Source organism: Burkholderia sp. BCC1644 (genome assembly GCF_902833225.1).
Classification (GTDB): Bacteria; Pseudomonadota; Gammaproteobacteria; order Burkholderiales; family Burkholderiaceae; genus Burkholderia.
Genome location: NZ_CADFEI010000014.1, coordinates 141,197 through 164,537 on the forward strand (window position 1 = coordinate 141,197; position 23,341 = coordinate 164,537).

23 protein-coding genes are annotated in these 23,341 nt (G+C 67.3%); 15 read left to right on the forward strand and 8 right to left on the reverse strand.

Translation table 11 applies throughout. The features are described from left to right. The first annotated feature begins 578 nt into the window (after positions 1–578). Both HWX87_RS26095 and HWX87_RS26100 read left to right on the forward strand, forming a co-directional pair. The gene (locus tag HWX87_RS26095; protein WP_176049967.1) at positions 579–848 is read left to right on the forward strand and encodes a hypothetical protein; all 270 of its coding nucleotides are present in this window, start codon (positions 579–581) and stop codon (positions 846–848) included. 118 nt (positions 849–966) lie between these two features. Beyond that, positions 967–2,454 (forward strand): carbohydrate porin, encoded by a 1,488-nt coding sequence (locus HWX87_RS26100; protein ID WP_176049968.1) that lies wholly within the window; start codon positions 967–969, stop codon positions 2,452–2,454. A 95-nt stretch (positions 2,455–2,549) separates the two neighbouring features. On the opposite strand, the gene treA is transcribed toward HWX87_RS26100, so the two are convergent. After that, positions 2,550–4,277, reverse strand: a complete 1,728-nt coding sequence (gene treA, locus HWX87_RS26105; protein ID WP_176049969.1) for an alpha,alpha-trehalase TreA — start codon at positions 4,275–4,277, stop codon at positions 2,550–2,552. Positions 4,278–4,413: 136 nt separating this feature from the next. Further along, entirely contained in the window at positions 4,414–5,043 is a 630-nt protein-coding gene (locus tag HWX87_RS26110; protein WP_176049970.1) for a TetR/AcrR family transcriptional regulator, read from the reverse strand. 452 nt (positions 5,044–5,495) lie between these two features. Between HWX87_RS26110 and HWX87_RS26115 the strand changes: the two genes are divergently transcribed. Then, the gene (locus HWX87_RS26115; protein ID WP_176049971.1) at positions 5,496–6,884 is read left to right on the forward strand and encodes an MFS transporter; all 1,389 of its coding nucleotides are present in this window, start codon (positions 5,496–5,498) and stop codon (positions 6,882–6,884) included. A 397-nt stretch (positions 6,885–7,281) separates the two neighbouring features. After that, complete coding sequence (locus HWX87_RS26120) at positions 7,282–8,493, forward strand: crosslink repair DNA glycosylase YcaQ family protein (RefSeq protein ID WP_176049972.1); 1,212 nt, start codon at positions 7,282–7,284, stop codon at positions 8,491–8,493. Between the two features lie 57 nt (positions 8,494–8,550). On the opposite strand, the gene HWX87_RS26125 is transcribed toward HWX87_RS26120, so the two are convergent. Both HWX87_RS26125 and HWX87_RS26130 read right to left on the reverse strand, forming a co-directional pair. Next, positions 8,551–8,769, reverse strand: coding sequence for a DUF1653 domain-containing protein (locus tag HWX87_RS26125; RefSeq protein ID WP_006480837.1), 219 nt, complete (start codon positions 8,767–8,769; stop codon positions 8,551–8,553). Between the two features lie 57 nt (positions 8,770–8,826). Beyond that, the gene (locus HWX87_RS26130; protein ID WP_176049973.1) at positions 8,827–9,270 is read right to left on the reverse strand and encodes a GNAT family N-acetyltransferase; all 444 of its coding nucleotides are present in this window, start codon (positions 9,268–9,270) and stop codon (positions 8,827–8,829) included. A 270-nt stretch (positions 9,271–9,540) separates the two neighbouring features. Between HWX87_RS26130 and HWX87_RS26135 the strand changes: the two genes are divergently transcribed. The 3 genes from HWX87_RS26135 (at position 9,541) to HWX87_RS26145 (ending at position 11,984) form a co-directional block, all read left to right on the forward strand. Continuing rightward, the gene (locus tag HWX87_RS26135; RefSeq protein ID WP_176049974.1) at positions 9,541–10,371 is read left to right on the forward strand and encodes a substrate-binding domain-containing protein; all 831 of its coding nucleotides are present in this window, start codon (positions 9,541–9,543) and stop codon (positions 10,369–10,371) included. 17 nt (positions 10,372–10,388) lie between these two features. Further along, complete coding sequence (locus HWX87_RS26140; RefSeq protein ID WP_176049975.1) at positions 10,389–11,012, forward strand: HAD hydrolase-like protein; 624 nt, start codon at positions 10,389–10,391, stop codon at positions 11,010–11,012. 393 nt (positions 11,013–11,405) lie between these two features. Further along, complete coding sequence (locus HWX87_RS26145) at positions 11,406–11,984, forward strand: DUF4142 domain-containing protein (protein ID WP_176049976.1); 579 nt, start codon at positions 11,406–11,408, stop codon at positions 11,982–11,984. Positions 11,985–12,085: 101 nt separating this feature from the next. Here the strand turns inward: HWX87_RS26145 and HWX87_RS26150 are convergent, their stop codons facing one another. Both HWX87_RS26150 and HWX87_RS26155 read right to left on the reverse strand, forming a co-directional pair. Further along, the gene (locus HWX87_RS26150) at positions 12,086–12,685 is read right to left on the reverse strand and encodes a GNAT family protein (RefSeq protein ID WP_176049977.1); all 600 of its coding nucleotides are present in this window, start codon (positions 12,683–12,685) and stop codon (positions 12,086–12,088) included. A 56-nt stretch (positions 12,686–12,741) separates the two neighbouring features. After that, complete coding sequence (locus HWX87_RS26155) at positions 12,742–13,656, reverse strand: LysR family transcriptional regulator (RefSeq protein ID WP_176049978.1); 915 nt, start codon at positions 13,654–13,656, stop codon at positions 12,742–12,744. A 109-nt stretch (positions 13,657–13,765) separates the two neighbouring features. On the opposite strand from HWX87_RS26155, the gene lysA reads away from it, so the two are divergent. The 6 genes from lysA to HWX87_RS26185 all read left to right on the forward strand — a co-directional run bounded on the left by lysA (position 13,766) and on the right by HWX87_RS26185 (position 19,598). Beyond that, complete coding sequence (gene lysA, locus HWX87_RS26160; RefSeq protein ID WP_176049979.1) at positions 13,766–15,019, forward strand: diaminopimelate decarboxylase; 1,254 nt, start codon at positions 13,766–13,768, stop codon at positions 15,017–15,019. A gap of 629 nt (positions 15,020–15,648) precedes the next feature. Further along, complete coding sequence (locus HWX87_RS26165; protein ID WP_176049980.1) at positions 15,649–16,449, forward strand: transporter substrate-binding domain-containing protein; 801 nt, start codon at positions 15,649–15,651, stop codon at positions 16,447–16,449. Between the two features lie 66 nt (positions 16,450–16,515). Beyond that, entirely contained in the window at positions 16,516–17,175 is a 660-nt protein-coding gene (locus tag HWX87_RS26170; RefSeq protein WP_175022152.1) for an amino acid ABC transporter permease, read from the forward strand. Positions 17,176–17,218: 43 nt separating this feature from the next. Continuing rightward, positions 17,219–17,944, forward strand: a complete 726-nt coding sequence (locus HWX87_RS26175) for an amino acid ABC transporter ATP-binding protein (protein WP_176050037.1) — start codon at positions 17,219–17,221, stop codon at positions 17,942–17,944. A 51-nt stretch (positions 17,945–17,995) separates the two neighbouring features. Continuing rightward, positions 17,996–19,177, forward strand: a complete 1,182-nt coding sequence (metC, locus tag HWX87_RS26180) for a cystathionine beta-lyase (protein ID WP_176049981.1) — start codon at positions 17,996–17,998, stop codon at positions 19,175–19,177. 76 nt (positions 19,178–19,253) lie between these two features. Then, entirely contained in the window at positions 19,254–19,598 is a 345-nt protein-coding gene (locus HWX87_RS26185) for a DUF3088 domain-containing protein (protein ID WP_176049982.1), read from the forward strand. 33 nt (positions 19,599–19,631) lie between these two features. Here the strand turns inward: HWX87_RS26185 and HWX87_RS26190 are convergent, their stop codons facing one another. Next, the gene (locus HWX87_RS26190; RefSeq protein ID WP_176049983.1) at positions 19,632–20,333 is read right to left on the reverse strand and encodes a YafY family protein; all 702 of its coding nucleotides are present in this window, start codon (positions 20,331–20,333) and stop codon (positions 19,632–19,634) included. Positions 20,334–20,410: 77 nt separating this feature from the next. Between HWX87_RS26190 and HWX87_RS26195 the strand changes: the two genes are divergently transcribed. Further along, positions 20,411–20,779, forward strand: coding sequence for a VOC family protein (locus tag HWX87_RS26195; protein WP_176049984.1), 369 nt, complete (start codon positions 20,411–20,413; stop codon positions 20,777–20,779). Positions 20,780–20,837: 58 nt separating this feature from the next. On the opposite strand, the gene HWX87_RS26200 is transcribed toward HWX87_RS26195, so the two are convergent. Continuing rightward, positions 20,838–21,725: a DMT family transporter gene (locus tag HWX87_RS26200; RefSeq protein ID WP_176049985.1), complete on the reverse strand. Its 888-nt coding sequence runs from the start codon at positions 21,723–21,725 to the stop codon at positions 20,838–20,840. Positions 21,726–21,850: 125 nt separating this feature from the next. Here HWX87_RS26200 and HWX87_RS26205 point away from each other — a divergent pair, with 125 nt between their 5' ends. After that, entirely contained in the window at positions 21,851–23,329 is a 1,479-nt protein-coding gene (locus HWX87_RS26205) for a PLP-dependent aminotransferase family protein (protein WP_176049986.1), read from the forward strand. The last annotated feature ends 12 nt before the right edge of the window (positions 23,330–23,341 follow it).

The window sequence follows — 23,341 nt, forward strand, 5'->3', positions numbered from 1 at the left end:
GATTCTATGGACCGCCCGAAAGTGAAGTCAACCCCTCCCAACCCCATTTCTCGAAATAAATTTCCCGCTTTCCGCCACTGAAAGATTTGCCCTTGAAATGGCGTACCGGAACCTTTCAGCGCGTCACGATGCGGTCACGCAACGATGCGTGCGAACAACGACGCGGCATCCCGCCGCGCGCGCTTGCCGCCCCCTGCCGAATCGCCGCCGCGCCGCGGCGGTCCGTTGCGACGCGCACGCCACAGACGTCATCTTTTGTGCTTTTTTGCTTGCACCGCAGCAAAAGTCGCGACTACAATCCGCCCCAATTCATCAAGGGAGTCCCTCCGTGGACACATGCTCTAGTTGCAGTTCGATGCCGGTCCAGGCCGGCCAAGCCATCGCGAGATAGCAGCCAGACGCATGTCTTTCGCCGCTAGCTCGCATTCGCCGGGTTAGCGCGCTTCCTCCCGGGCCGGCCATCGCCGCCTCGCCAGTCGCACGCTCCGTTACGTTCCACCCTCCGATCGCAGGTCGCGTCATGCGCCCGCGCTCGATCACGTCGTCCGGCCTGTGCCGGACCGGACGGAGGCAGCGTCATGTTCATTCAATCCTTCGCGCTCAGACTCAAGCGCATCGTGCACGTCGCGTGCGACCGCTCGTTCGCTTCCGGCCTCTCGCCGCTCGCCCACGCGTTCAGCAACTGGCGCGGCATGGCGCTCGCCCACGTGCCGGCGACGCCGCGCCCGCTCGACTGCGTGCTGGTCGCCGCGATGGCGGCCGCGGTCGTGCTCGCCGCGCTGCTGTGCTCGGCCGCGTCGCGCCTCGGCTTCGCGCAGGTGTGGCGCGTCGGCGGCTGGCTGCCGTAACCCGTCGCCGCGCGGCTGAGCCACGCACCCTGGACCGCCGCACGAACGTCTCGCCACGTTTCGTGCATCGCGTCTTCATTTCGTCAGCTTAACTAATCAAACCGCCAACGGAGCCCACATGAAGAATCATCTCGAACCTGTCCCGTGCAAGCTCCGCGCCAACGCGCTCGCCACGCTGCTGCTGTCGCTCGCCGCCACCTCCGCATTCGCGCAGGCGTCGTCGCCGGCCGCAGCCGAACCGGCGGCCGGCGCCAGCGACGCCGCCGCTCCCGCACAACAGGCCGCCGATGCTGCCGCGCCCGCCCCCACCGGTCTCTGGGAGCGTTCGAACCTGCTCGGCAACATGGGCGGCCTGCGCGATTTGCTCGGCGATCACGGCGTCACGCTGAGCCTGCAGGAAACCAGCGAGTACCTGTACAACACGTCCGGCGGCACGAATCGCGGCGGCGCGTACCAGGGGCTCACGCAATTCGGTTTCGACGTCGATACCGGCAAGGCGATCGGCCTGCCGGGCGGCACGTTCAACGTGTCGGGACTGCAGATCCACGGCACCAGCCTCACGCAGCGCTACCTGCAGACGCTGCAGACCGCAACCGGCATCGAAGCGAACTCGACCACGCGCCTGTGGGAACTCTGGTACCAGCAGTCGTTGCTCGACGGCAAGGTCGACGTGAAGGTCGGCCAGCAGAGCGTCGACCAGGAATTCATGGTGAGCCAGAACGCGGCGACGTTCATGAACGCGACGTTCGGCTGGCCCGTGCTGCCGTCCACCGACCTGCCGGCCGGCGGCGCCGCGTATCCGCTGTCGTCGCTCGGCGTACGGCTGCGCGTGAAGCCGGCCGACGCGTGGACCGCGATGATCGGCGTGTTCGACGGCAATCCGGCCGGCCGCACCGACGGCGACGCGCAGGTGCTGAACGCACACGGCACCAACTTCAACCTGCGCAGCGGCGCGTTCGTGATCGGCGAAGTGCAGTACGCGCTGAACGCGCCGCCCGCCGACCCGAAGGCGCCGCAACCGGCCGGCTTGCCCGGTACGTACAAGCTCGGCTTCTGGTATCAGTCGCAGCACGCGAACGATCCGCGTTTCGGCACCGACGGCCTGTCGCTCGCGGATCCGGCCAGCAACGGCACGCCCGCCACGCATCGCGGCAACTACGGGTTCTACGCGGTCGCGGACCAGATGGTGTGGCGGCCGTCGGCCGACAGCCCGCGCTCGGTCGGCGTGTTCGCGCGCGTGATGGGCTCGCCGGGCGATCGCAATATCGTCGATTTCGCCGCCAACGCAGGCGTGACGCTGAAGGCGCCGTTCAAGGGACGCGACAACGACGTCGCCGGTATCGCGGTCGGCTACGCGAAGATCGGCTCGCGTGCGCGCGGCCTCGACGGCGACACCGGCGTGTACACGACGCCCGGCTATCCGGTGCGCCGCGCGGAGACGGTCGTCGAAGCGACCTACCAGTACCAGGTCGCGCCGTGGTGGCAGGTGCAGGCCGACCTGCAGCACTTCTTCCGCCCGGGCGGCGGCATCCCGAACCCGAACGCGGCTGGCGCACGCATCGGCGACGAAACGGTGGTCGGGGTACGCACGACGATCACGTTCTGATGCAAGCCGCATGAAGACACGGGCCGGTCGGCCGCTTGCGCGACCGTCCGGCCCGTGTGCTGGCGTACGTGCGGGCATGTGGCCCGCGCCGCGTATTACTCGCCGTACAGCCCGAGCAGTTTCAGCGTGACGCCGTTGGTCCAGCCGAAGCCGTCCTGCAACGGATATTCGCCGCCTCCGCCCCCTCCGGTGCCGGCGCCTTCGACCACGTATTTCTCGACGAGCTTGCCTTCGGTCGCATACACATGCTTCACGTCGGACAGGAAGCGCGTGCCGATCTCCTTCGCGAGCGCCGGCTCGCCATAGCGGCGCAGCCCGTCTATCGCGATCCACTGCAGCGGCGCCCAGCCGTTCGGCGCATCCCACTGCTGGCCCGTGTTCTCGGTCGTCGTCGCGAGGCCGCCCGGCTGCAGCAGCGTCCTGCGCACTTCGCGCGCGGTCGCCTTCGCGCGCTCGGGCCATGCGACGCCCGCGAACAGCGGATACAGCGTGGCCGCCGTCACGCCATCGCGCGGCTTGCGCAGTTGCCAGTCATAGTCGCCGTAATAGCCGCGACGGTTCCACAGATAACGATTGATCGCGGCCGCACGCCGTGCCGCGCGCCCGGAGAAATCGGTCACGCATGCCAGGTCGCGCGTGACCGTGCAGCCCTTCGCGATCGTCGTCTCGAGATGGAACATCAGGCTGTTCAGGTCGACCGGCACGATCGACGTCGTGCGGATCGTCGCCAGCGTCTTGCCGTCGCCGAACCAGCGCGAGCTGTAGTCCCAGCCGCTTTCCGCGCCCGCGCGCAGGTCGCGGTACACCTCGTTCGCCGGACGGGACGGCACGGATTTCGCGGTCGTCACGTCCTCGAGATACGACTCGTCGCGCGGCGTGTCGCTCGCGTCCCAGTAACGGTTCAGCACCGCGCCGTCGGGCATCGCGACCACATTGCGCGCGGCCTGCCCGCGCGGCGTCGTGGTTTCGCCCTGCATCCAGTACGCGTACTCCTTGCGCAGCTCGGGCAGGTATTTCTGGTAGACCTTGTCGCCTTCGGCCTGCGCGGCGAGCGTGACCATGTACGCGAAGAACGGCGGCTGCGACCGGCTCGCGTAATACGTGCGGTTGCCGTTCGGGATGTGGCCGATCGTATCGATCAGATGTGCGAAGTTGTCGAGCATGTCGTCGACGAGATCCTCCCGCCCCGACACCTGCAGCCCGAGCATCGTGAAATAGGTATCCCAGTAGTAGCCTTCGCGGAAGCGGCCGCCCGGCACGACGTACGGTTTCGGCATCGCGATCAGCGAACCGTACTGGGGCACCGTGACGCTCGTGCGCGTGAGCTGCGGCCACAGCCAGTCGATGTGCTGGCGCAGCGTCTGGTTCGGCGGCGGCGTCACGCCGCTTTCCGGCGGCGGCGTGAAGTGCTGGCCGACGAACGTCTTCAGCGAAAAGCCCGGCTGCGATCTCTGTTGCTGATACAACTGCACGATCGTCGCGGGATCGGTATCGGGCGTCGCGTCGACGAAGGTCTTCTGGTCGGGATAGATCTGCGCGGTCTGCACCGCGACGAACAGGTCGCCGTAAAGCTGGCTCGGCGGCGGCAGCAGCGCGCCAGGCGCGGGGGCCGTCGCGGCGGTGGCGGCCGCGACCGTGGACTGGCCGGCCGCTTGCGCAGCGGCCCGGTTCGCGCTGTCGGCCTGCGCGGCGCAGCCGGCGACGGCGAGATAGGCGACGGCCAGCGCGGCGGCCCAGCGCAGGCGCGGCGTGGGCAGCGCAGCACGTGACGAGAGATGAACCGGGAAGCGAGATGCAATCGATGCGGCACGACGTGACGTCATGACGTGTCCCCTCCTTTCGATGGTGAGTGGATCGGCACGAGGTCTCGTTCGCGCGCGCGTTCGTCTCGATGGCCCTCGATCGATACGCGTCATGTTGTGGTGCGAGTGGGTCCGACTGTCGCACGAAACGTGCACATCAAGCAAGTTTCGATTCGCGCGACTCGCGCAGATAACCGCGTACCGCCCGCCACGCGCGCGCTTCGAGCGGCGCCGCATCGGTCTCGCCGCGCGCGCCCGCCGCATCGACGACCCCTTTCACGATCGCGAGCAGGTCGTGCGCAACGACGTCGGGTGCGGCGACACGCGGCGCGTCGCGCAGGCCCAGCGCATGCAGCAGCGTCGCGTGGATGCGGTCGGCAACGCGCGCGGCGCGCGCACCGAGCGGCAGCCGCGCCTCCTCGAAATCGATCAGCCGCGCGAGCACCGGCCGGCGCATCTGGTGCGCGACGGCCCCGCGCACCAGCATGCGCAGCACCTCGTCGCAGGACGACAGCGCGGCTGCCCGGTCGACGTCGTCGAGCAGACGCGCACTCTCGCGCTCGACGAGCGCGGCCGTCAGCGCATCGCGATTCGGGAAGTATTGATAGAGCGAACCGATGCTCACGCCGGCCAGCGCCGCGACGGCGTTCGTCGTGTAACCGTCGAAGCCGTCGCGCTCCAGAATGCGAGCCGCGGCCTCGACGATCGCATCGACGGTAGCCACCGAGCGGCGCTGGCGCGGCGCCTTGCGGGGCGAAAGCGGGATACGCGAAGACGATTCGGACATGACGGGAACGCGAGTTTCGAACATGAGTAAACGCTCATATTCTAGAAACGCCTGTTCACGCCGTCAAAAGGAATCACCATGCCCCGCCGAACTTCGAACACGCACACTGTATTCATGCTCGTGAAGATGCGCGTCGGCGCCGCCGTACCCGGGCGCTTCCGGCGACAGCACGAACACGTCGAGCCGTTCCGGGATCGCTGCGTCGGCAGCGTCGGGATCCTGCCGTGCGTCGAGCGCGCATCGCGTGCGCCGAGCGACGGCGAGGCCGCGCAGTTCACCAGTCAGTTCGGTCGCACACATAAACACGATCGCGGCGCCACGTTTGCGCAGTCGTTCTTTCTACACGGCTTGCCGGAAAGGACGACTGTTGCAACATGCGGAACAACTGTTGTCACGCGTGACTCAGCGGTCACATTGTGGGCATAATGACGCCTTTACCGCGCGCCCAGCCCATGTCGCCCGTCTTTCTAGCACCGCTCATCGTTGCCTGTGCGTTGTTCATGGAAAGCGTCGACGCAAACATCATCGTCACCGCGCTGCCCGCGATGGCGAGGGACTTCGGGCACAGCCCCGTCACGCTGAACATCGCGATCACGGCCTACGTGGTCGGCCTCGGCGTGTTCATCCCGATCTGCGGCTGGCTCGCCGACCGCTTCAGCGCACGCTCCGTGTTCCGCACCGCGATCGGCATCTTCGTCGTCGGCTCGCTGATGTGCGCCGCCTCCAACTCGCTCGGCGTGCTCACGTTCGCGCGCTTCATCCAGGGCGTCGGCGGCGCGATGATGGTCCCGGTCGGCCGCATCATCATCTTCCGCGCGGTGCCGCGCTCCGATCTCGTGCGCGCGATGAACTACCTCGCGATTCCCGCGCTGTTCGGGCCCACGGTCGGGCCGCTCGTCGGCGGCTTCATCACGACCTACCTGCACTGGCGGATGATCTTCTTCATCAACGTGCCGATCGGCATCTACGGGATCTATCTCGCGAGCAAGCACATCGCGAACACCCACGAGCCCGATCCGGGCCCGCTCGACTGGTTCGGCTTCCTGCTGTCGGCAAGCGGCGCCGCACTGCTGCTGATGGGCCTCACGCTGATCGACGGCTCGCTCACGTCGCGCTCGAACGCGATTCTCATGTGCGTGGCCGGCACCGTGATGCTCGCGCTGTACGTACCGTACGCGCGCCGCAAGGAGCGGCCGGTGCTCGACCTCAGTTTCCTGAAGATCCCGACGTATCACGCGAGCGTCGTCGGCGGGTCGCTGTTCCGCATCGGCCTTGGCGCGGTGCCGTTCCTGCTGCCGCTCGCGCTACAGGAAGGGCTCGGCATGACCGCGTTCCATTCGGGGCTCATCACGTGCGCGTCCGCGCTCGGCGGCGCGGTGAGCCGCTCGACGGCCACGCATACGCTGCGCCGCTTCGGCTTTCGCACGGTACTGATCTACAACGCGGCGTTCGCGGGCCTCGCGATCGCCGCGTACGGCGTGTTCCATCCCGGCATGGCGACCTGGGCGATCTGGCTGATCGTGCTCGTCGGCGGCATCTTTCCCGCGCTGCAGTTCACGAGCCTGAACTCGATGATCTACGCGGACATCTCGCCGCGCGACGCCGGCCGCGCGACGAGCCTCGGCAGCGTCGTGCAGCAGATGTCGCTCGGCCTCGGCGTGACGGTGGCCGGCCTCGTGCTGCACGTGTCGCACTGGCTGCAGGGCCATCAGACGATGATGTGGTCGGATTTCTGGCCCGCGTTCCTCGTGGTCGGGCTGTGCTCGTTCGCGTCGATTCCGATCACGCGGCGGCTGCCGCCCGGCGCCGGCGACGAAGTCGCGCGCGGCAAGCGGCAATAAGCAGGTAGCAGGTAGCAGGAAGCGGCCGGTACGGCCCGGGGAAACGAATGCCGCGGCAGGACATGCCGCCCGGCGAAGCGTGAAAAACCGGAAATACAAAAAAATCAGCGGACATCCACTCGGGGCCGGTGCACAGCCGCATGGATGTCCGCTCAGGGCTCCTGGATTCTCGATGGGGGTTGAGAATCCAGACTTCGCTTCCTGCGTGCCATGGACATATGTGCGTCGGAAGCGGAATCGTTGCGCGCACTTATCGTCGCGCCATGAACTGCACTATAGGGAAACTTGCGAAACCCATCTGTCAACCATTGTCAGACGCGGTGCAGCGGCGCGTCGCACGTGTGCGCCGCTTTCGCGCTAAAGTGGTCCCCGATCGCCACCCTCGACCGCCATTCCGATGCTTACGCTCTCGCCCGCCGCCGCCCGCGCGCTGCATCTCGCCGCACAGGGCCTGCTGACGCCGCCCCGCCGCAAGGCGACCAAGGCCGACGTGCTCGACTCGATCCGCCGGATGGCGCAGTTGCAGATCGACACCATCCACGTCGTCGCGCGCAGCCCGTATCTCGTGCTGTTCAGCCGCCTCGGCGATTTCGCGCCGCAGTGGCTCGACGAGCATCTCGCCGAGGCACGCCTGTTCGAGTACTGGTCGCACGAAGCGTGCTTCCTGCCCGTCGAGCAGTTCGGGCTGATGCGCTACAAGATGCTCGATCCGTCGGGGATGGGCTGGAAATACGCAGCCGAGTGGCATGAGCAGAACCGGCCCGACATCGAGCAACTGCTCGCGCGGATTCGCGACGAGGGCCCGGTGCGGTCGGCCGACTTCGAGCGCGAGGATGGCCTGAAGGGCAACGGATGGTGGGATCGCAAGCCGGAGAAACAACACCTGGAGGTGCTGTTCACGACGGGTGACCTGATGGTGTCGGAACGCCGCAATTTCCAGCGCGTGTACGACGTCCGCGAACGCGTGCTGCCCGGCTGGGACGACTCACGCGACCTGCCGCCACGCGATGCCGTGCTGCCGGCGCTACTCGACTACACGTGCCGTGCGCTCGGCGTCGTGCGCGCGGACTGGGTCGCCGACTACTACCGGCTGCCGCGCCGCTCGTACCGCGAAGAGCTGGAGCGGCTCGCGGAGGCCGGCGACCTGATTCCGGTGCAGATCGACGACTGGAAGGAGCCCGCGTACGTGCATCGCTCGCTCGAGGCCTTGCTGCCGGCCGCCGGGGCCGACACGCTGCGCTCGACGGTCACGACGCTGCTGTCGCCGTTCGATCCGGTCGTCTGGGACCGGCGTCGCGCGTCGACGCTGTTCGGCTTCGACTACACGATCGAGTGCTATACGCCGCAGCACAAGCGGCGCTACGGCTATTTCTGCCTGCCCGTGCTGCATCGCGGCCGGCTGGTCGGCCGCGTCGATGCGAAAGCACATCGCAGGCTGGGTACGTTCGAGCTGAAGGCCGTGCATGTCGAGCCGGGCGTGCGCTTCGGCACGGGGCTCGCGGCCGACGTCGCGAAGGCCGTGAAGAAACTCGCGGCATGGCACGGCACGCCGGAGGTGACGGTCACGCATGCGCCGCCCGAGTTGGTGAAGGCGCTGGCCGGCGCGTAACGGCGTCACGCTCACGCGGCCGGCTGTCCCGGCGGCACACGCGCCGCCGGTTGCGGATCAGTCGCGCAGCTTGCGAAAACGCGGCGTGCCGTCCTCGAGGTTCCCGTTGAACATCGCTTCCGGGCGCACCCACAGCCCGCGCGCATGCGGCCACAGATGCTCGTACACGACCACCGATTCCTCGGTTTCGGAATGGCGCGCAACGCCGATGTAGCGGTACAGGCCGCCCTTGTAGTGACGGTGCGTCGCGAGCTGTTCGGCTTCCTGTTCGGTCATGATGGGCTTCTCTTCGGCAAAAACGGAAAGCGCGTATTGTATGCGCAGCGCCGCGCGTCAGCGTTTCGCGTAGATGTCGGGGCGGCGGATCTCCATCAGCCGCTCGGGATTCGCGGACGGCCCGAATCCGACCGGCCGGTACAGCGCGTGCGCATCGGTGGTCACGAGCATGATGCGGCGCAGCCGCTGCACCATCTCCTGCGCGAACACGTGGTCGATCAGCGCGCGGCCGTAGCCGTTGCCGCGATCGGCCGGCAGTACGAACACATCGCACAGGTACGCGAACGTCGCGTGATCGGTGACGAGCCGCGCGAACCCGACCAGCCGGTCGCCGACATACGCGCCGAAGCACAGCGAACCCTCGATCGCCTTCTCGACCACGTCGCGCGGAATACCCTGCGACCAGTACGCGTCGCGATGCAGGAAGTCGAAGATCGCGTCGATGTCGAGTTCGCGCTTGTCGGTGGAAAATCTCGGCGTAGCGGGGGCGGCTGCGGGCACGGCTGTTCTCCGGTCGGGGGCGGAAGGCGGAGCATCGACGATACCGCGCTGTGACGCGGGGGACAAGGGACACCTGCAGGCTGCGGTTCACCGGATGCGTTCCGTCCAGAAACGAGTGTGTGCGCCCCGTCGAACCGCCCTCCCCGGCTCACGGCGCCGGCAACACATGCACGCCGAACGGCACGCGTACGCATTTCGGTGGATCATGTAGCCCGTGCAGGCTGCAAGCAACCGCACACACCGACAACGACAGACAGGAAGGAGCGACCCATGCGCGCCCAAGCCGCACTCACCGCCTCTGCGACCCGACCTCCCCTCGCGCGCCGCGCCGCGTGCTGGCTCGCCGCCGTCGCGCTCGCGTCCGCCGCGCTGCCGGCCGAAGCGGCCGGACTGCGCGTGATGATCTCCGGCGGCTTCACGGCCGCTTACCAGCAATTGGGCCCCGGCTTCACGGCGTCATCCGGCGACACGCTCGACACGATCTCCGGCCCGTCGATGGGCCAGTCGAAGGAAGCGATTCCGAACCGCCTCGCGCGCGGCGAGAAAGCCGACGTATTGATCATGGTCGGCTATGCGCTCGACCAGTTGATCAAGGAAGGCAAGGTGATTCCCGCGTCACGCGTCGAGCTCGCCGATTCGCGGATCGGGATGGTCGTGCGCGCCGGCGCGCCGAAGCCCGACATCGGCACCGTCGACCAGTTGCAGGCCGTGCTGCTGCACGCGAAATCGGTCGCGTATTCGGACAGCGCGAGCGGCGTGTACGTCGAAAAGGAAATGTTCCGGAAACTCGGCGTCGAGGATCAGGTGAAGCCCAAGGCGAAGATGATCCCGCGCATCCCGGTGGCGTCCGTCGTCGCGAACGGCGACTACGAAATCGGCTTCCAGCAGGTCAGCGAACTGCTGCCGGTGCCGGGCGTCACGTATGCGGGCAAGGTGCCCGAATCGGTGCAGTCGGTCACGCGCTTCGCGGGCGGCATTCCGGTCGGCGCCGATCATCCGGAAGAGGCGAAGAAGCTGCTCGACTATCTCGCGTCGCCGCAGGCGCAAGCGACGGTGCAGGCGACGGGGCTCGATTCGGTGACAATGTCACCCGCTCCATAACCCCGTCACACCGCGTCATGCCCTTTCGCCTCATCGCATTCGACTTCGACGGCACGCTCGCCGATTCGCTCGACAGCTTTCTCGCGGCGCTGTCGGAAGCGTCCCGCCTGCACGGCTTTCGCGACGCCACGCCCGAACTGCGCCCCGCGTTGCGCGGCATGTCGGCGCGCGACATCATTCGCGCGCTCGACGTACCGATGTGGAAAGTGCCGCGCGTGACGATCGACATGCGCCGCCTGATGCAGCCGCGCGTCGCGCAGGTGAGACTGTTCCCCGGCGTCGACGCAACGTTCGACGCGCTCGCCGCGCGCGGCATCCGCATCGCGATCGCCACCTCAAACACCGAAGACATCGTGCGCGACCGGCTCGGCCCATGCGCCAGCGCGCGTGTCGACACTTTCGCATGCGGCATTCCGCTGTTCGGCAAGGCGCGCCGTCTGCGCGCCCTCGTTCGCGAGGCCGGTGTACGCGCCGACGAAGTGCTGTACGTCGGCGATGAAATCCGCGATGCCGACGCGGCGCGACGCGCACGCATCGCGTTCCAGGGCGTGGCGTGGGGCTACACCGCACCCGACGCATTACAGGCACATTGCGCGACACCGTTGCTGCCGCGCCTCGATGCGTTGCTCGATCGCGTGTGACGCTTTTTCGCGCATCGCATGCACGACCCGACACGTCGCTCGACGAGCACGACACGGCAGCAAGACGATGAATTGCGAATGACGCGCGCGTGTCGCTCATGCATTGCACGCGCCACGCGCACGCAAAAATTGCCGCCACGGCACGCGCACCAGGTACGCAATACCTGTCTGCAAGCGCGCGCATCGATTCGTCTTACCAACCGTTACACAAACCACAGCACGGTTGCACCTGCTACCCGACCGCTCTCCTAGAATCAGTCGGGCCGGGACACACTTCGACCGGCGCCGCGGCAGAGCGGCGGTCGAATCCGGCCCGGGCGCGCCCGGTCTCTCGCACAGCGACGGATCACGTCATCCGTTTTTTAACCAGAGCCCCGATCGAAAGGAGGTCCCATGAACCGCTTTCCCCACATCTCGCGCCTTGCCTTGTCTGCCGCTGGCCTGCTTCTCGTCGCCGTGACGGCGACCGCGCAAACCGCACAACCGGCACCCGCGGCGCCTGCTGCGCCGGCCGCCGCCGCGACGCGCATCCACGAAGCCGACCAGGCCTTCATCACGGACGGCACGAAAACCGTGTCGACGCAGCACGACGCAGCACGCATCGCCGATTCGCGCACGTCGGACAGCCAGGTCAAGGCATTCGCGCAACGCGTGTCGGCCGACGATGAGAAGATCATCCAGGCGATGCGCGCGGCGAGCCCGCGCGGCGTCGACGTGCCGGCCAACGACCCCGACACGGCCGTGCTCGGCAGCATCAAGAACCTGCGCGGCGCCGAGTTCGACAAGGCGTATATCGAGCAGGTCGCACTCGCCGGCCAGCAGAAGGCGATCTCGGCATTCCAGGCCGAAATCGCATCGGGCCGCGACACGAAGCTGAAGGAAGTCGCACGCCAGTCGCTGCCGATCCTGCAGGCGCACTACGCGGATGCGCAGAAGCTCGCGCAGCGCCACCACCTCGCATCGGCGCAGTAACGCGATGCAGCGCCGCGCCTCGTGCGCGGCGCACCGCTTCCCCCTCGCCGCGCTGCCGCCTCCCCTGCCGGCGGCGCGACGCACGTCACACACGTCACACGTTACGTCGCAAGCTTCGCTCTCAGCCGCGCACTCACTTCCGGCCATTCGTCGTCGATGATGCTGAAGCGCACCGAATTGCGCTTGCGGCCGTCGGGCATGATCCGTTCGTGCCGCACGATCCCTTCCTGTTTCGCCCCGAGCCGCAGGATCGCCGCGCGCGATTTCTCGTTCAGCTCGTCGGTCGTGAACTGCACGCGCACGCACTGCAGCGTGTCGAACGCATAAGCCAGCAGCAACCACTTCGCTTCGGTATTCGCACGCGTGCGCTGCGCCGATTCGCCCAGCCACGTATGGCCGATCTCGAGCTTGCGATTCTTGCGGTCGATCTTCCAGAAACGTGTGCTGCCGATCACGCGGCCCGATGCGCGATCGACGATCACGAACGGCATCACGGTGCCGGCCGCGCGCCCCTGCAACGCGGTATCGATATAAGCGTCGACCGTCTCCGCGCCCGGCACGACCGTAACCTTCAGGTTCCACAACTCGCCGTCGGCCGCGGCATCGAGCAGCGCCTGCCGGTCGGATGCATCGAGCGGCCGCAGTACGACGCGTTCGCCGGAGAGGGTCGGTGGTTCGAGGGAAGACGCTGCGTCGGTCATGACGAGATTCCGGAAAGTGAGGAAGGTGGCGGCGAAGCGCCCATCATACGGTGCCGCTAGCCGAGGTGCGCGGCCAGCCTGCGGCGGATCGCCTTCGCCTCGCCGCGCAGCGCATCGGCGAATGCATCGACGAGCAGATTCTTCGGCCGGTGTTCGGGCACGATCATGCTGACGCGGTACGGAAACGATCGCGTGAGCGGCCGCACATGCAGGTCGCGCCCGACGAAATCGAGCGCGGTCAGCGGATTGACGATCGCGACGCCGAGCCCCTGCCGCACGAATGCGCACACCGACACGGCCGATGGCGTATCGACCACCGAGCGCGGCGCGACGCCGAGTTGCGCGAACGCCTCGTCGATCAGGATGCGGTACGGATCGTTCAGCGACAGGCTCACGAACGGGCGATCGGCGAGATCGAGCAGGTCGATCGCGTCCTGCGCGAGCAACGGATGGCCGTCGGGCAGCACGCACACTTCGTCGACTTCGAGCAGCGGCGTGAGCACGGTGCCGGCCGGCGCGATGTCGTGCTCGGTCAGCCCGAGGTCGTAACGCTGCGCGGTGAGCCACTCTTCGAGCATCGGCGATTCCTGCGTTTCGACCGATATGCTGACGCCCGCATGCGCGTCGTGAAATCGGCGGGCCGCACCGGGCAGGATCGCGTGCGAAAACGCCGGCAACGCGATCACCGACAGCTGGCCGTCGCGAAACTCGCGCAGGCGCGCGGCGGTCGCCGCGACGCGTTCAAGCCCCACATACGCGAGCCGCACGTCATCGAACAGCGTGAGCGCGGCCATCGTCGGCCGCAGCCGGCCGTGCGTGCGCTCGAACAGCGCGAAGCCGACGACCTGCTCCATCCGCGCGAGCTCGCGGCTGATCGTCGGCTGCGACGTGTACAGCATCTCGGCCGCACGCGTCGTGCTGCCGGTAACCATCAGCGCGCGGAATACCTCGATATGACGGTGCGTGAGCATGATCTTCTATATCAGAATTGAATCGAATATCGACAAACATGCATTTTACTGCATAGCCATTCAGGTGCATCATCCACGCTATCCGTTCATTCGATCCGATTCATCCGCCATGTCCCTCGATTCCCGCCAGCTCGCGACGCTCGCGCAGCAATACGGCACCCCGCTGTGGGTGTACGACGCCGACGTCATCCGCGACCGCATCGCCCAACTGCGCCAGTTCGACGTGATCCGCTATGCACAGAAGGCGAACTCGAACATCCATATCCTGAAGCTGATGCGCGAGGAAGGCGCGTGCGTCGACGCCGTGTCGCTCGGCGAGATCGAGCGCAGCCTCGCGGCCGGATTCAGTTCGGCAGGCGATCCTGCGGCAGGCGAGCCGGAAGGCGTCGTGTTCACGGCCGACCTGATCGACCGCCCGACGCTCGCGGCCGTGCTGAAGCACGGCGTGACCGTCAACGCCGGTTCGCTCGACATGCTCGCGCGCATCGGCGAGCACGCGCCGGGCCACCGCGTATGGCTGCGCGTCAACCCCGGCTTCGGCCACGGCCACAGCAACAAGACCAACACCGGCGGCCCGCAGAGCAAGCACGGCATCTGGATCGACGACGTGCCGCGCGCGATCGAGATCGTGCGCCAGTACGGGCTGAAGCTCGTCGGCATCCACATGCACATCGGTTCGGGCGTCGACTACGGCCACCTGTCGCAAGTGTGCGATGCGATGGTCGATCTCGTCACGTCGCTCGGCCATGACATCGACGCGATCTCGGCCGGCGGCGGCCTGTCGATCCCCTATCGTGACGGCGAGCCGCGTGTCGACGTCGGCCACTACTTCAGCCAGTGGGACGCCGCGCGCAAGCGGATCGAGCGGCACCTCGGTCACCCGGTGCGCATCGAGATCGAACCGGGCCGCTTCCTCGTCGCGGAAGCCGGCACGCTCGTCACCGAAGTGCAGGCCGTCAACCGCCGGCCGAAACACGATTTCGTGCTGATCGACGCGGGCTTCAATGACCTGATGCGTCCGTCGATGTACGGCAGCTATCACGCGGTGTCCGTGCACGCGCACGACGGCGCGCTGCCGGCCGGCCGGCCGGCCGTCGATCTCGCGATCGCCGGGCCGCTGTGCGAATCGGGCGACGTGTTCACGCAGGACGCGGGCGGCGTGGTCACGCACCGCAAGCTGCCGCAGCCGCAGATCGGCGACCTGCTGTTCCTGCACGACGCGGGCGCGTACGGCGCGTCGATGTCCTCGAACTACAACAGCCGGCCGCTCGCGCCGGAAGTGCTCGTCGATCGCGGCGCGCCGCGGCTGATCCGCCGCCGGCAGACCATTGAAGAACTGCTCGCGCTCGAAACGTTCGAGTAACGCGCATCGCGCGTGACGAAGGCCGACGGCCAGGCTTGCCACTACCGGCAGCCTGGCCGTTTTGCTTTTCGGCGAGCCACCGGTTCACCCGTTCACGATGCGGAGCAACCGCACCGTCGCACCGTAGCACCCGATGCTTCGCATCACGCGCAACCGCAGCAGATCGCTTGCGCCTCCTTCCGCACGTAGAGAAAAACATTCCACGGCGCGCAGAAAGTGCGTGCATCTTTGGAAACACATTCCTTTTTGACAAACCTAAGATTGCCCTCAGTCGCTCAGCATTCGTGTCACCGGATGCGCATCGACGAGGCACCCGGTCCACTCCTCTCGCAAAGCCGTACGGGCAATCATGAACACCATGCTTGAACTCTTCGCCGCGCACCGGAACACATTCGACATGCATGCCGCGCGGTCGGCTCACGCGTCACTCGACGGCCGCTCGCACTGCTCACGCCCTCATCCCCGCGCCACCGTCGCGCGTGAACGCATGCCGTAACGCACGGCATCACGCACGGCGGTGCCCGATTCGCGCCGCCACCCGCCGCACCGACTTCCCGCCCAACGGCGACGCCGCCCGTCGCCGCGGCGTCGCACACCCTGAATTTTCGACAACAACCCCGGAGACAACCATGAAACACTTCAACCCGACGCTCAAGCAAGGTATCGCGGCCGCCCTCCTCTGCATCGCGGCCGCAACCTCGCATGCGGCCGACCTGCTCGACACCGTCAAGCAATCCGGTGTACTGAAGATCGCGCTGGAAGGCACCTACCCGCCGTTCGACTACCGCAACGCCGACGGCCAGCTCGAAGGCTTCGACGTTGATGTCGCGAAGGCGGTTGCGGCCCGCCTCGGCGTGAAGCCGCAGTTCGTCACGACCGAATGGAGCGGGATCCTCGCGGGCCTGCAGGCCGGCAAGTTCGACGTGATCGTCAACCAGGTCGCGATCACGCCGTCGCGCCAGCAGGCGCTCGACTTCAGCGCACCGTACGTGTATTCGTCGGCGCAGCTGCTGCAACGACAGAACGATGCACGCGCATTCAAGTCGCTCGACGAGCTGAAGGGCAAGAAGGTCGGCGTGACGATGGGCAGCAACTACGTCGATCTCGTCAAGACCGTGCCCGCGATCGACCTGCAGGTCTACCCCGGTACGCCGGAAAACCTCCGCGACCTCGCCGCCGGCCGTCTCGACGCCGCGGTCAACGATCGCCTGATGCTCAACTACCTGATCAAGAACTCGCACTTGCCGCTGCGCCCGGGCTCGGTGCTCGCGGGCGGCGAGGACCGGATGGGCATCCCGTTCCGCAAGGGCAACCCGAAATTCGCGAAGGCGATCGACGACGCCGTGGCATCGCTGCAGCAGGACGGCACGCTGAAGAAGATCTCGATGCAGTGGTTCGGCACGGACACGACCAAGCCGGTGACGCAATAACGCAGCCCACCGCGCCCGCGCGCACGAACGCGCGGGGCTGTCCGGCACACAATCAGGAGACACGCAATGGAAGCACTCCAACTGGTCGTACATACGCTGCCCGTGATGGTCAAGGGCGCCATGCTCACGCTGAAGTTTGCCGTCGCGTCGATGGCGCTCGGCCTCGTCGTCGGGCTCGTGATCGCGATCATGCGCATCGGCAGCAACCGGCTTGCCGCCAGCCTCGCGCAGGGCTACGTCAGCCTGATGCGCGGCACGCCGCTGCTCGTGCAGATGTTCGTCGTCTACTACGGGCTGCCCGATCTCGGCATCACGCTCGACCCCACGACAGCCGGCATCTTCACGCTGACGCTCAATGCGGGCGCCTACCTGTCAGAAAGCATGCGCGGCGCGATTCTCGGCATCGGCCGCGGGCAATGGGCGGCCGCACACAGTCTCGGTCTCACGCACGTGCAGACGCTGCGCTACATCGTGTGCCCGCAAGCGCTGCGCCTCGCGGTACCGAGCCTCGGCAACACGCTGATCAGCCTGATCAAGGACACGTCGCTGGTCTCCGTGATCACCGTCACCGAATTGCTGCGCTCGACGCAGGAAGTGATCGCCGCGACGTTCCAGCCGCTGCCGCTCTACCTCGCCGCCGCCGCGATCTACTGGGTTCTCAGCACGCTGCTCACGCGGCTTCAGGGTCGCGTCGAGACGCGCCTCGCGCTGCCGTCCACGCATTGAGCGCGCATCCGGTATTCACATGAACTCCATCGACGGACAGAACATGATTACGCTCGACAACGTATCGAAGTGGTATGGCAAGCACCAGGTGCTTTCGGCATGCAGCGCGGCAGTCTCGAAGGGCGAGGTGGTCGTCGTATGCGGGCCGTCGGGCTCCGGAAAATCGACGCTGATCAAGACGATCAACGGCCTCGAACCGTTCCAGAAAGGCAGCATCACCGTCGACGGCACGCGGCTCGGCGACCCCGCAGCGAAGCTTGCGCAACTGCGCGCCCGCGTCGGCATGGTGTTCCAGCATTTCGAGCTGTTTCCGCACCTGTCGATCACCGACAACCTGACGCTGGCACAGATCAAGGTGCTCGGCCGCCGCAAGGACGAGGCCGTCGAGAACGCCATGAAACTGCTCGACCGTGTCGGCCTGAAGGCGCACGCGCACAAGTATCCGGGGCAGTTGTCCGGCGGGCAGCAGCAGCGCGTCGCGATCGCGCGCGCACTGTCGATGAACCCGGTCGCCATGCTGTTCGACGAGCCGACCTCCGCGCTCGATCCCGAGATGATCAACGAAGTCCTCGACGTGATGGTCGAGCTCGCGCGCGAAGGCATGACGATGGTCTGCGTGACGCATGAAATGGGTTTCGCGCGGAAGGTTGCGCATCGCGTGATCTTCATGGATCAGGGCGCAGTGGTCGAGGACGCGGCCAGCGACCGGTTCTTCGCGGCGCCGCGCTCCGAACGCGCGCGCGACTTCCTCGACAAGATCCTGCATTGACCGGTGCGACAGCCGCCCCGCTTCGACTGACCGACACTCAAAGGAGACATCTTGAACCACCTGCATTCGACCGACACCGTTCTCGCCCATGAAGGCCGCTCGCACGGCCAGCCCGGCTCGCCGGTGAACCCGCCCGTCTATCGCCAGTCGACGCTGCTCTTTCACGGCACCGATGCGCTCGATGCCGTACGCGGCACGCCGCTCGCGTACGGTCGTCACGGCAGCCCTACCACGCGCGCGCTCGAGAAAGCGCTCGCGCGACTCGAAGGCGCGCACGCCGCGCTGCTGACGCCGAGCGGCCTCAGTGCGATCACGACCGCGCTGCTCGCGGTGCTGAACCCGGGCGACCATCTGCTGATGGCCGATTCCGTGTACGACCCGACCCGTTCGTTCTGCGACGAAACGCTGGCGCGCCTCGGCATCGAGACGACGTACTACGATCCGACGATCGGCGCGGACATCGCATCGCTGATGCGGCCGAACACGCGCGCGGTATTCACCGAATCGCCGGGTTCGCTGACCTTCGAAGTGCAGGATATTCCGGCGATCAGCCGCGTCGCGCACCTGCACGGCGCGGTCGTGCTGCTCGACAACACGTGGGGCACGCCGCTGAACTTCCGTTCGTTTTCGCACGGCGTCGACGTGTCGATTCACGCCGCGACCAAATACATCGCCGGGCACTCGGACGTACTGATGGGGGCGATCCTGACGACCGAGGCGCTCGCTCCGAAGGTCACGCGCTGCTACCGACAGCTCGGGATGACCGTCAGCGGCGACGATGCGTATCTCGCGCTGCGCGGCCTGCGTACGCTGTCGGTCCGTCTCGAGCGGCACCAGCGCAACGCGCAGGTGCTAACCGAATGGTTCTCGCAACAGCCGGAAGTCGCGCGGATCCTGTATCCGGCACGCCCCGGCGACGCGGGCCACGCGCTGTGGCAGCGCGATTTCACGGGCGCGTGCGGGCTGTTCGGCGTGGTCCTGCATCCGCAGGCCGACGACGCCGTGCGCGCGCTGCTCGACGGCATGACGTGTTTCGGCATGGGGTATAGCTGGGGCGGCTTCGAAAGCCTGATCATCCCGTCCAATCCGTCGCGCCACCGTACCGCCACCCAATGGGCCGCGACGGGCCCGCTGCTGCGGATTCATGCTGGGCTCGAGCACCCCGACGACATGATCGCCGACCTCGCTGCCGGCTTCGCGAGAATGCGCGCCGCCGCGCTCGCGGAGGCCTGAAATCCGGCAACTTAGTACACGCCACCCCGCATCACCCTTTCTTCAACGTTCGTCCCTCTCTCATAGCGAGACCACCATGAAAGACACGCTGTTCATTCTGCGCCCGGGTTTTTTCAAGGACTCCGAAGGTCCGTTCTACTGCGGCGATTCGGTTTCCGTCGAAGGGCTGCTGAGTTTTTATCCGCAGCTGCGCGACGCCGTCGACGTCGAGTACATCGACGCGCCGCGGCCGCGCCAGCCGATCGTTGCGCTGATCGGCGCGGACAACCAGTCGGCGCCCGTGCTCGTGCTCGGCGACGGACCAGCGCCTAACGACGACACGCTCGCGATTCGCGAGCACAACGGCAGGCGCTTCATCGATTCGCCTGCCGAGATCCGGCGGTACTTGTCTTCGCAATACGACGTCGCGCACGTCGCATAAGCGCACCGGCGCGTGCGGCCGAGCGGCCGCACGCTACCTCACCGCCACACGCACGTCGGCGCCCGCCGCACGCCACGCCTTCAGCAGCACCGCTCGCCGCCTCGGATAACGCACATCCAGCCGTTCCAGCTCGACGATGCGATCGGTCCGAAAATGCCGGAAGTCGTTCCGCCCTTCGCACCACGCCGCCAGAATCCGCGCGTCATTGAAATAGCCGAGCGCGAATGGCCACACGATCCGTTCGTCGATCGCTTTCCGGCCTTCGCCCGCATATCGAATCCTGATCTTGCTTTCGGTACGAATCGCCGTGCGCACGGCACCCATGTCGACGATCTCCCGATCCTCGACCGTACGCGGGCCGACGAGCAGCGTCGTGCATTCCATCTCGCGGCGCAGCTCGGCGGGTAGCACCGCGGAGATCTTCGCGAGCGCATCGGACGCAGCCGTCGTGAGCTGCGCATCCGCGAACTTCCCGACCCAGCGAAAGCCGAGCATCAGCGCTTCAAGTTCCGATTGAGAAAACATCAATGGCGGCAGCATGAAACCGGCACGCAGCACGTAGCCGACACCCGGCTCGCCTTCGATGTCCGCACCCTGCGCCTGCAACGATGCGATGTCGCGATAGACCGTCCGGAGGCTGACACCGAGTTCCCCGGCCAGCACGCGGCCGCTCACCGGGCGGCGGTGACGCCGCAGCACCTGCAGCAGCGAGAGCAGTCGTTCGGCACGCGTCATCGTTCCATGCTGCCACTTTCTGACAGCATCCGTTCATAGAATGGGATGCATCTTAATCGATCCCTGGACGGCTCCACATGACCTCCCCGAATCTCGTTCTTCTGTATGTCGACGACCCGACGCGCAGCGCGCAGTTCTACGCACGCCTGTTCGGGCGCCCGCCCGTTGCCACGTTTCCCACCTATGCGGCGTTCACGCTCGACAACGGGCTGCATCTGGGCCTGTGGTCGACCCGCGCGCGCGATTTCGTGTCGGGCGGCGCCGGCCACCGCTCGGAGCTGGCATTCATGGTCGACGACGACCACGAGGTCCGGCGCCTGTACGAAGCGTGGACGGCGCTCGGTGTGACGTTCGAGCAGGCGCCGATGACGGCCGTGTTCGGCCTGACGTTCGTCGCGCTCGACCCGGACGGCCATCGCTTGCGCGTGTGCACCCCGGACGATTGAGCGCGAGCGGGCGCGACCTGCGACGGGTCGCGTCCGCGCCCCTGCTCAGGCGCGCGCGTCACCCCGCGCGCTGCACGGGCGCCATCTTCGAGAAGTATTTCGCGCCCGCCACGCAGCCGACCACGACGACCGTCACGACGACCATCGACGGCGGCACCGTCTCGTGCAACAGGCCGGCCGCCAGCAGGAAGCCGAAGAACGGTTGAAGCAGCTGCAACTGGCCGACGCCGGCGATCCCGCCGAGCGCGAGCCCGCGATACCAGAACACGAAGCCGATCAGCATGCTGAACAGCGACACGTACGCGAGCCCCCACAGCGCGGCGGCATCGACGCCGTCGAACGACGCGGGCCACGTGAGCCACGTGAGCGGCACCATCAGCGGCAGCGACAGCACGAGCGCCCACGAGATCACCTGCCAGCCGCCGAGCTGGCGCGACAGGCGCGCGCCTTCCGCGTAGCCGAGCCCGCACGCGACGATCGCGGCCAGCATCAGCGCATCGCCGACCACCGACGCCTGCCCGCCGTTGCGCAGCGCAAACGCGGCCACCGCACCGCTGCCGACGATCGAGAAGATCCAGAACGGCAGCCGCGGCCGCTCGCCGCCACGCCACACGCCGAACAGCGCGGTCGCCAACGGCAGCAGCCCGACGAACACGATCGCATGCGCGGACGTCACATGCTTCAGCGCGAGCGCCGTCAGCAACGGGAAGCCGACCACGACGCCGAGCGCGACGATGGCGAGTGACACGGCCTCGGCCCGCGTCGGCCGCCGCTGCTTCAGCACGATGAGCAACAGCAGGCCGAGCGCACCGGCGATCGTCGCGCGCGCAAACGTGAGGAATAGCGGGTCGAGCCCCTGCACCGCGATACGCGTCGCGGGCAGCGAGCCACTGAAGATGATTACGCCCAGCAGGCCGCTGAGCCATCCGTCGGTCGTCTTTTGCACGGGAAATCCTGAACGGGGAAGGTGGATGACCGATGATCCGCCGCCCGCGAAAAGCGCGTAAGCTACAGCCCAATACAATTCAGACAAACTGTACTGGACAACCGGCCGTACAGTTCATTTTCGTCATGAGCCAAGCCGCCCCGCCTCCCGTTCCGCCCACCGCGTCGCGTACGCGAGTCGAAACCGTGATGGATACCTTGCGCGCGCGCATCGCGAGCCGCGCGCTGATGCCCGGCGCGCGCGTGCCGTCGATCCGGATGATGGCCGACAGCCTCGGCGTGTCGAAATCGACGGTCGTCGACGCGTACGAACGGCTCGCGAGCGAAGGCGTGCTGATCGCACGGCGCGGCTCGGGCTTCTACGTGTCGGGGCACGCGCCGCCGCTCGCGCTCGCCGATCTCGGCCCGCGCCTCGATCGCGAGCTCGATCCGCTGTGGCTGTCGCGCCAGTCGCTCGAAGCGGCGCCGACGTCGGTGAAACCCGGCTGCGGCTGGTTGCCGTCGTCGTGGCTGCCCGATGAAAGCCTGCGCCGCGCGCTGCGCGCCGTGTCGCGCGACGATTCCGACGCGCTGACCGACTACGCGACGCCGCTCGGCCTGCCCGCGCTGCGCCAGCAGCTCGCGTGGCGGCTCGCGCAGCACGGCGTTCACGCGGAACCCGCACAGATCATGCTGACCGACGGCGGCACGCACGCGCTCGACCTCGTGTGCCGCCTGCTGCTGGAGCCCGGCGACACGGTCGTGCTCGACGATCCGTGCTACTTCAACTTCCAGGCGCTGTTGCGCGCACACCGCGCGCGGATCGTCAGCGTCCCGTTCACGCCGAACGGCCCCGATCTCGCACGCTTCGAGCAAGCGCTCGCCGAGCACCGGCCGCGCCTGTACATCACCAACGCGGCGCTGCACAACCCGACCGGCGCGACGCTCGCGCCGCCCGTCGCGCACCGGCTGCTGACGCTCGCGGCCGAGCACGGGCTGCTGATCGTCGAGGACGACATCTTCGCGGATTTCGAGAGCACGCCCGCACCGCGCCTCGCGGCATTCGACGGGCTGTCGCGCGTCGTATCGATCGGCAGCTTCTCGAAGACGCTGTCGGCCGCGATCCGCTGCGGCTACGTCGCCGCGCGACCGGAGTGGATCGACGCGCTCGTCGACCTGAAGCTCGCGACGTCGTTCGGCAACGCACAGATCGGCGCAAACGTCGTGCACCGGCTGCTGATCGACGGTACGTATCGGCGCCATCTCGACAGCCTGCATGCGCGTCTCGCGGATGCGATGGGCGAATCGATCCGGCGCCTGACGCGCGCCGGGCTCGGCATCTGGACGGAACCGCGCGGCGGTTTGTTCGTGTGGGCGGAACTGCCCGACGGGCTCGATGCCGCGCGCGTGGCACGCCACGCGCTGGACCACGACGTCGTGCTGGCCCCCGGCAACGTGTTCAGTCCGTCGCATGGCGCGACGTCGTACATGCGCTTCAACGTGTCGCGCTGCAAGGGGCCCGTTGTGTTCGATGCGCTGGCGCGGGCGATGGACGCGACGCGTGCGGCGGAGCGCAACGGCGTAGCGGCGGATGCGGAACGGCGCTCGCTCGCCGGCGAGCTGTGACGACAGGCGATC

Bases quoted from the DNA above. Each gene is read 5' to 3' on its own strand.
- HWX87_RS26165 (WP_176049980.1), top strand. From the start codon at position 15,649: ATGAAACACTTCAACCCGACGCTCAAGCAAGGTATCGCGGCCGCCCTC.
- HWX87_RS26120 (WP_176049972.1), top strand. From the start codon at position 7,282: ATGCTTACGCTCTCGCCCGCCGCCGCCCGCGCGCTGCATCTCGCCGCA.
- HWX87_RS26195 (WP_176049984.1), top strand. From the start codon at position 20,411: ATGACCTCCCCGAATCTCGTTCTTCTGTATGTCGACGACCCGACGCGC.
- HWX87_RS26185 (WP_176049982.1), top strand. From the start codon at position 19,254: ATGAAAGACACGCTGTTCATTCTGCGCCCGGGTTTTTTCAAGGACTCC.
- HWX87_RS26190 (WP_176049983.1), bottom strand. From the start codon at position 20,333: ATGACGCGTGCCGAACGACTGCTCTCGCTGCTGCAGGTGCTGCGGCGT.
- treA (WP_176049969.1), bottom strand. From the start codon at position 4,277: ATGACGTCACGTCGTGCCGCATCGATTGCATCTCGCTTCCCGGTTCAT.
- HWX87_RS26100 (WP_176049968.1), top strand. From the start codon at position 967: ATGAAGAATCATCTCGAACCTGTCCCGTGCAAGCTCCGCGCCAACGCG.
- HWX87_RS26145 (WP_176049976.1), top strand. From the start codon at position 11,406: ATGAACCGCTTTCCCCACATCTCGCGCCTTGCCTTGTCTGCCGCTGGC.
- HWX87_RS26175 (WP_176050037.1), top strand. From the start codon at position 17,219: ATGATTACGCTCGACAACGTATCGAAGTGGTATGGCAAGCACCAGGTG.
- HWX87_RS26135 (WP_176049974.1), top strand. From the start codon at position 9,541: ATGCGCGCCCAAGCCGCACTCACCGCCTCTGCGACCCGACCTCCCCTC.
- HWX87_RS26150 (WP_176049977.1), bottom strand. From the start codon at position 12,685: ATGACCGACGCAGCGTCTTCCCTCGAACCACCGACCCTCTCCGGCGAA.
- HWX87_RS26155 (WP_176049978.1), bottom strand. From the start codon at position 13,656: ATGCTCACGCACCGTCATATCGAGGTATTCCGCGCGCTGATGGTTACC.
- HWX87_RS26140 (WP_176049975.1), top strand. From the start codon at position 10,389: ATGCCCTTTCGCCTCATCGCATTCGACTTCGACGGCACGCTCGCCGAT.
- lysA (WP_176049979.1), top strand. From the start codon at position 13,766: ATGTCCCTCGATTCCCGCCAGCTCGCGACGCTCGCGCAGCAATACGGC.
- HWX87_RS26110 (WP_176049970.1), bottom strand. From the start codon at position 5,043: ATGTCCGAATCGTCTTCGCGTATCCCGCTTTCGCCCCGCAAGGCGCCG.
- HWX87_RS26115 (WP_176049971.1), top strand. From the start codon at position 5,496: ATGTCGCCCGTCTTTCTAGCACCGCTCATCGTTGCCTGTGCGTTGTTC.
- HWX87_RS26205 (WP_176049986.1), top strand. From the start codon at position 21,851: ATGAGCCAAGCCGCCCCGCCTCCCGTTCCGCCCACCGCGTCGCGTACG.
- HWX87_RS26170 (WP_175022152.1), top strand. From the start codon at position 16,516: ATGGAAGCACTCCAACTGGTCGTACATACGCTGCCCGTGATGGTCAAG.
- HWX87_RS26095 (WP_176049967.1), top strand. From the start codon at position 579: ATGTTCATTCAATCCTTCGCGCTCAGACTCAAGCGCATCGTGCACGTC.
- HWX87_RS26125 (WP_006480837.1), bottom strand. From the start codon at position 8,769: ATGACCGAACAGGAAGCCGAACAGCTCGCGACGCACCGTCACTACAAG.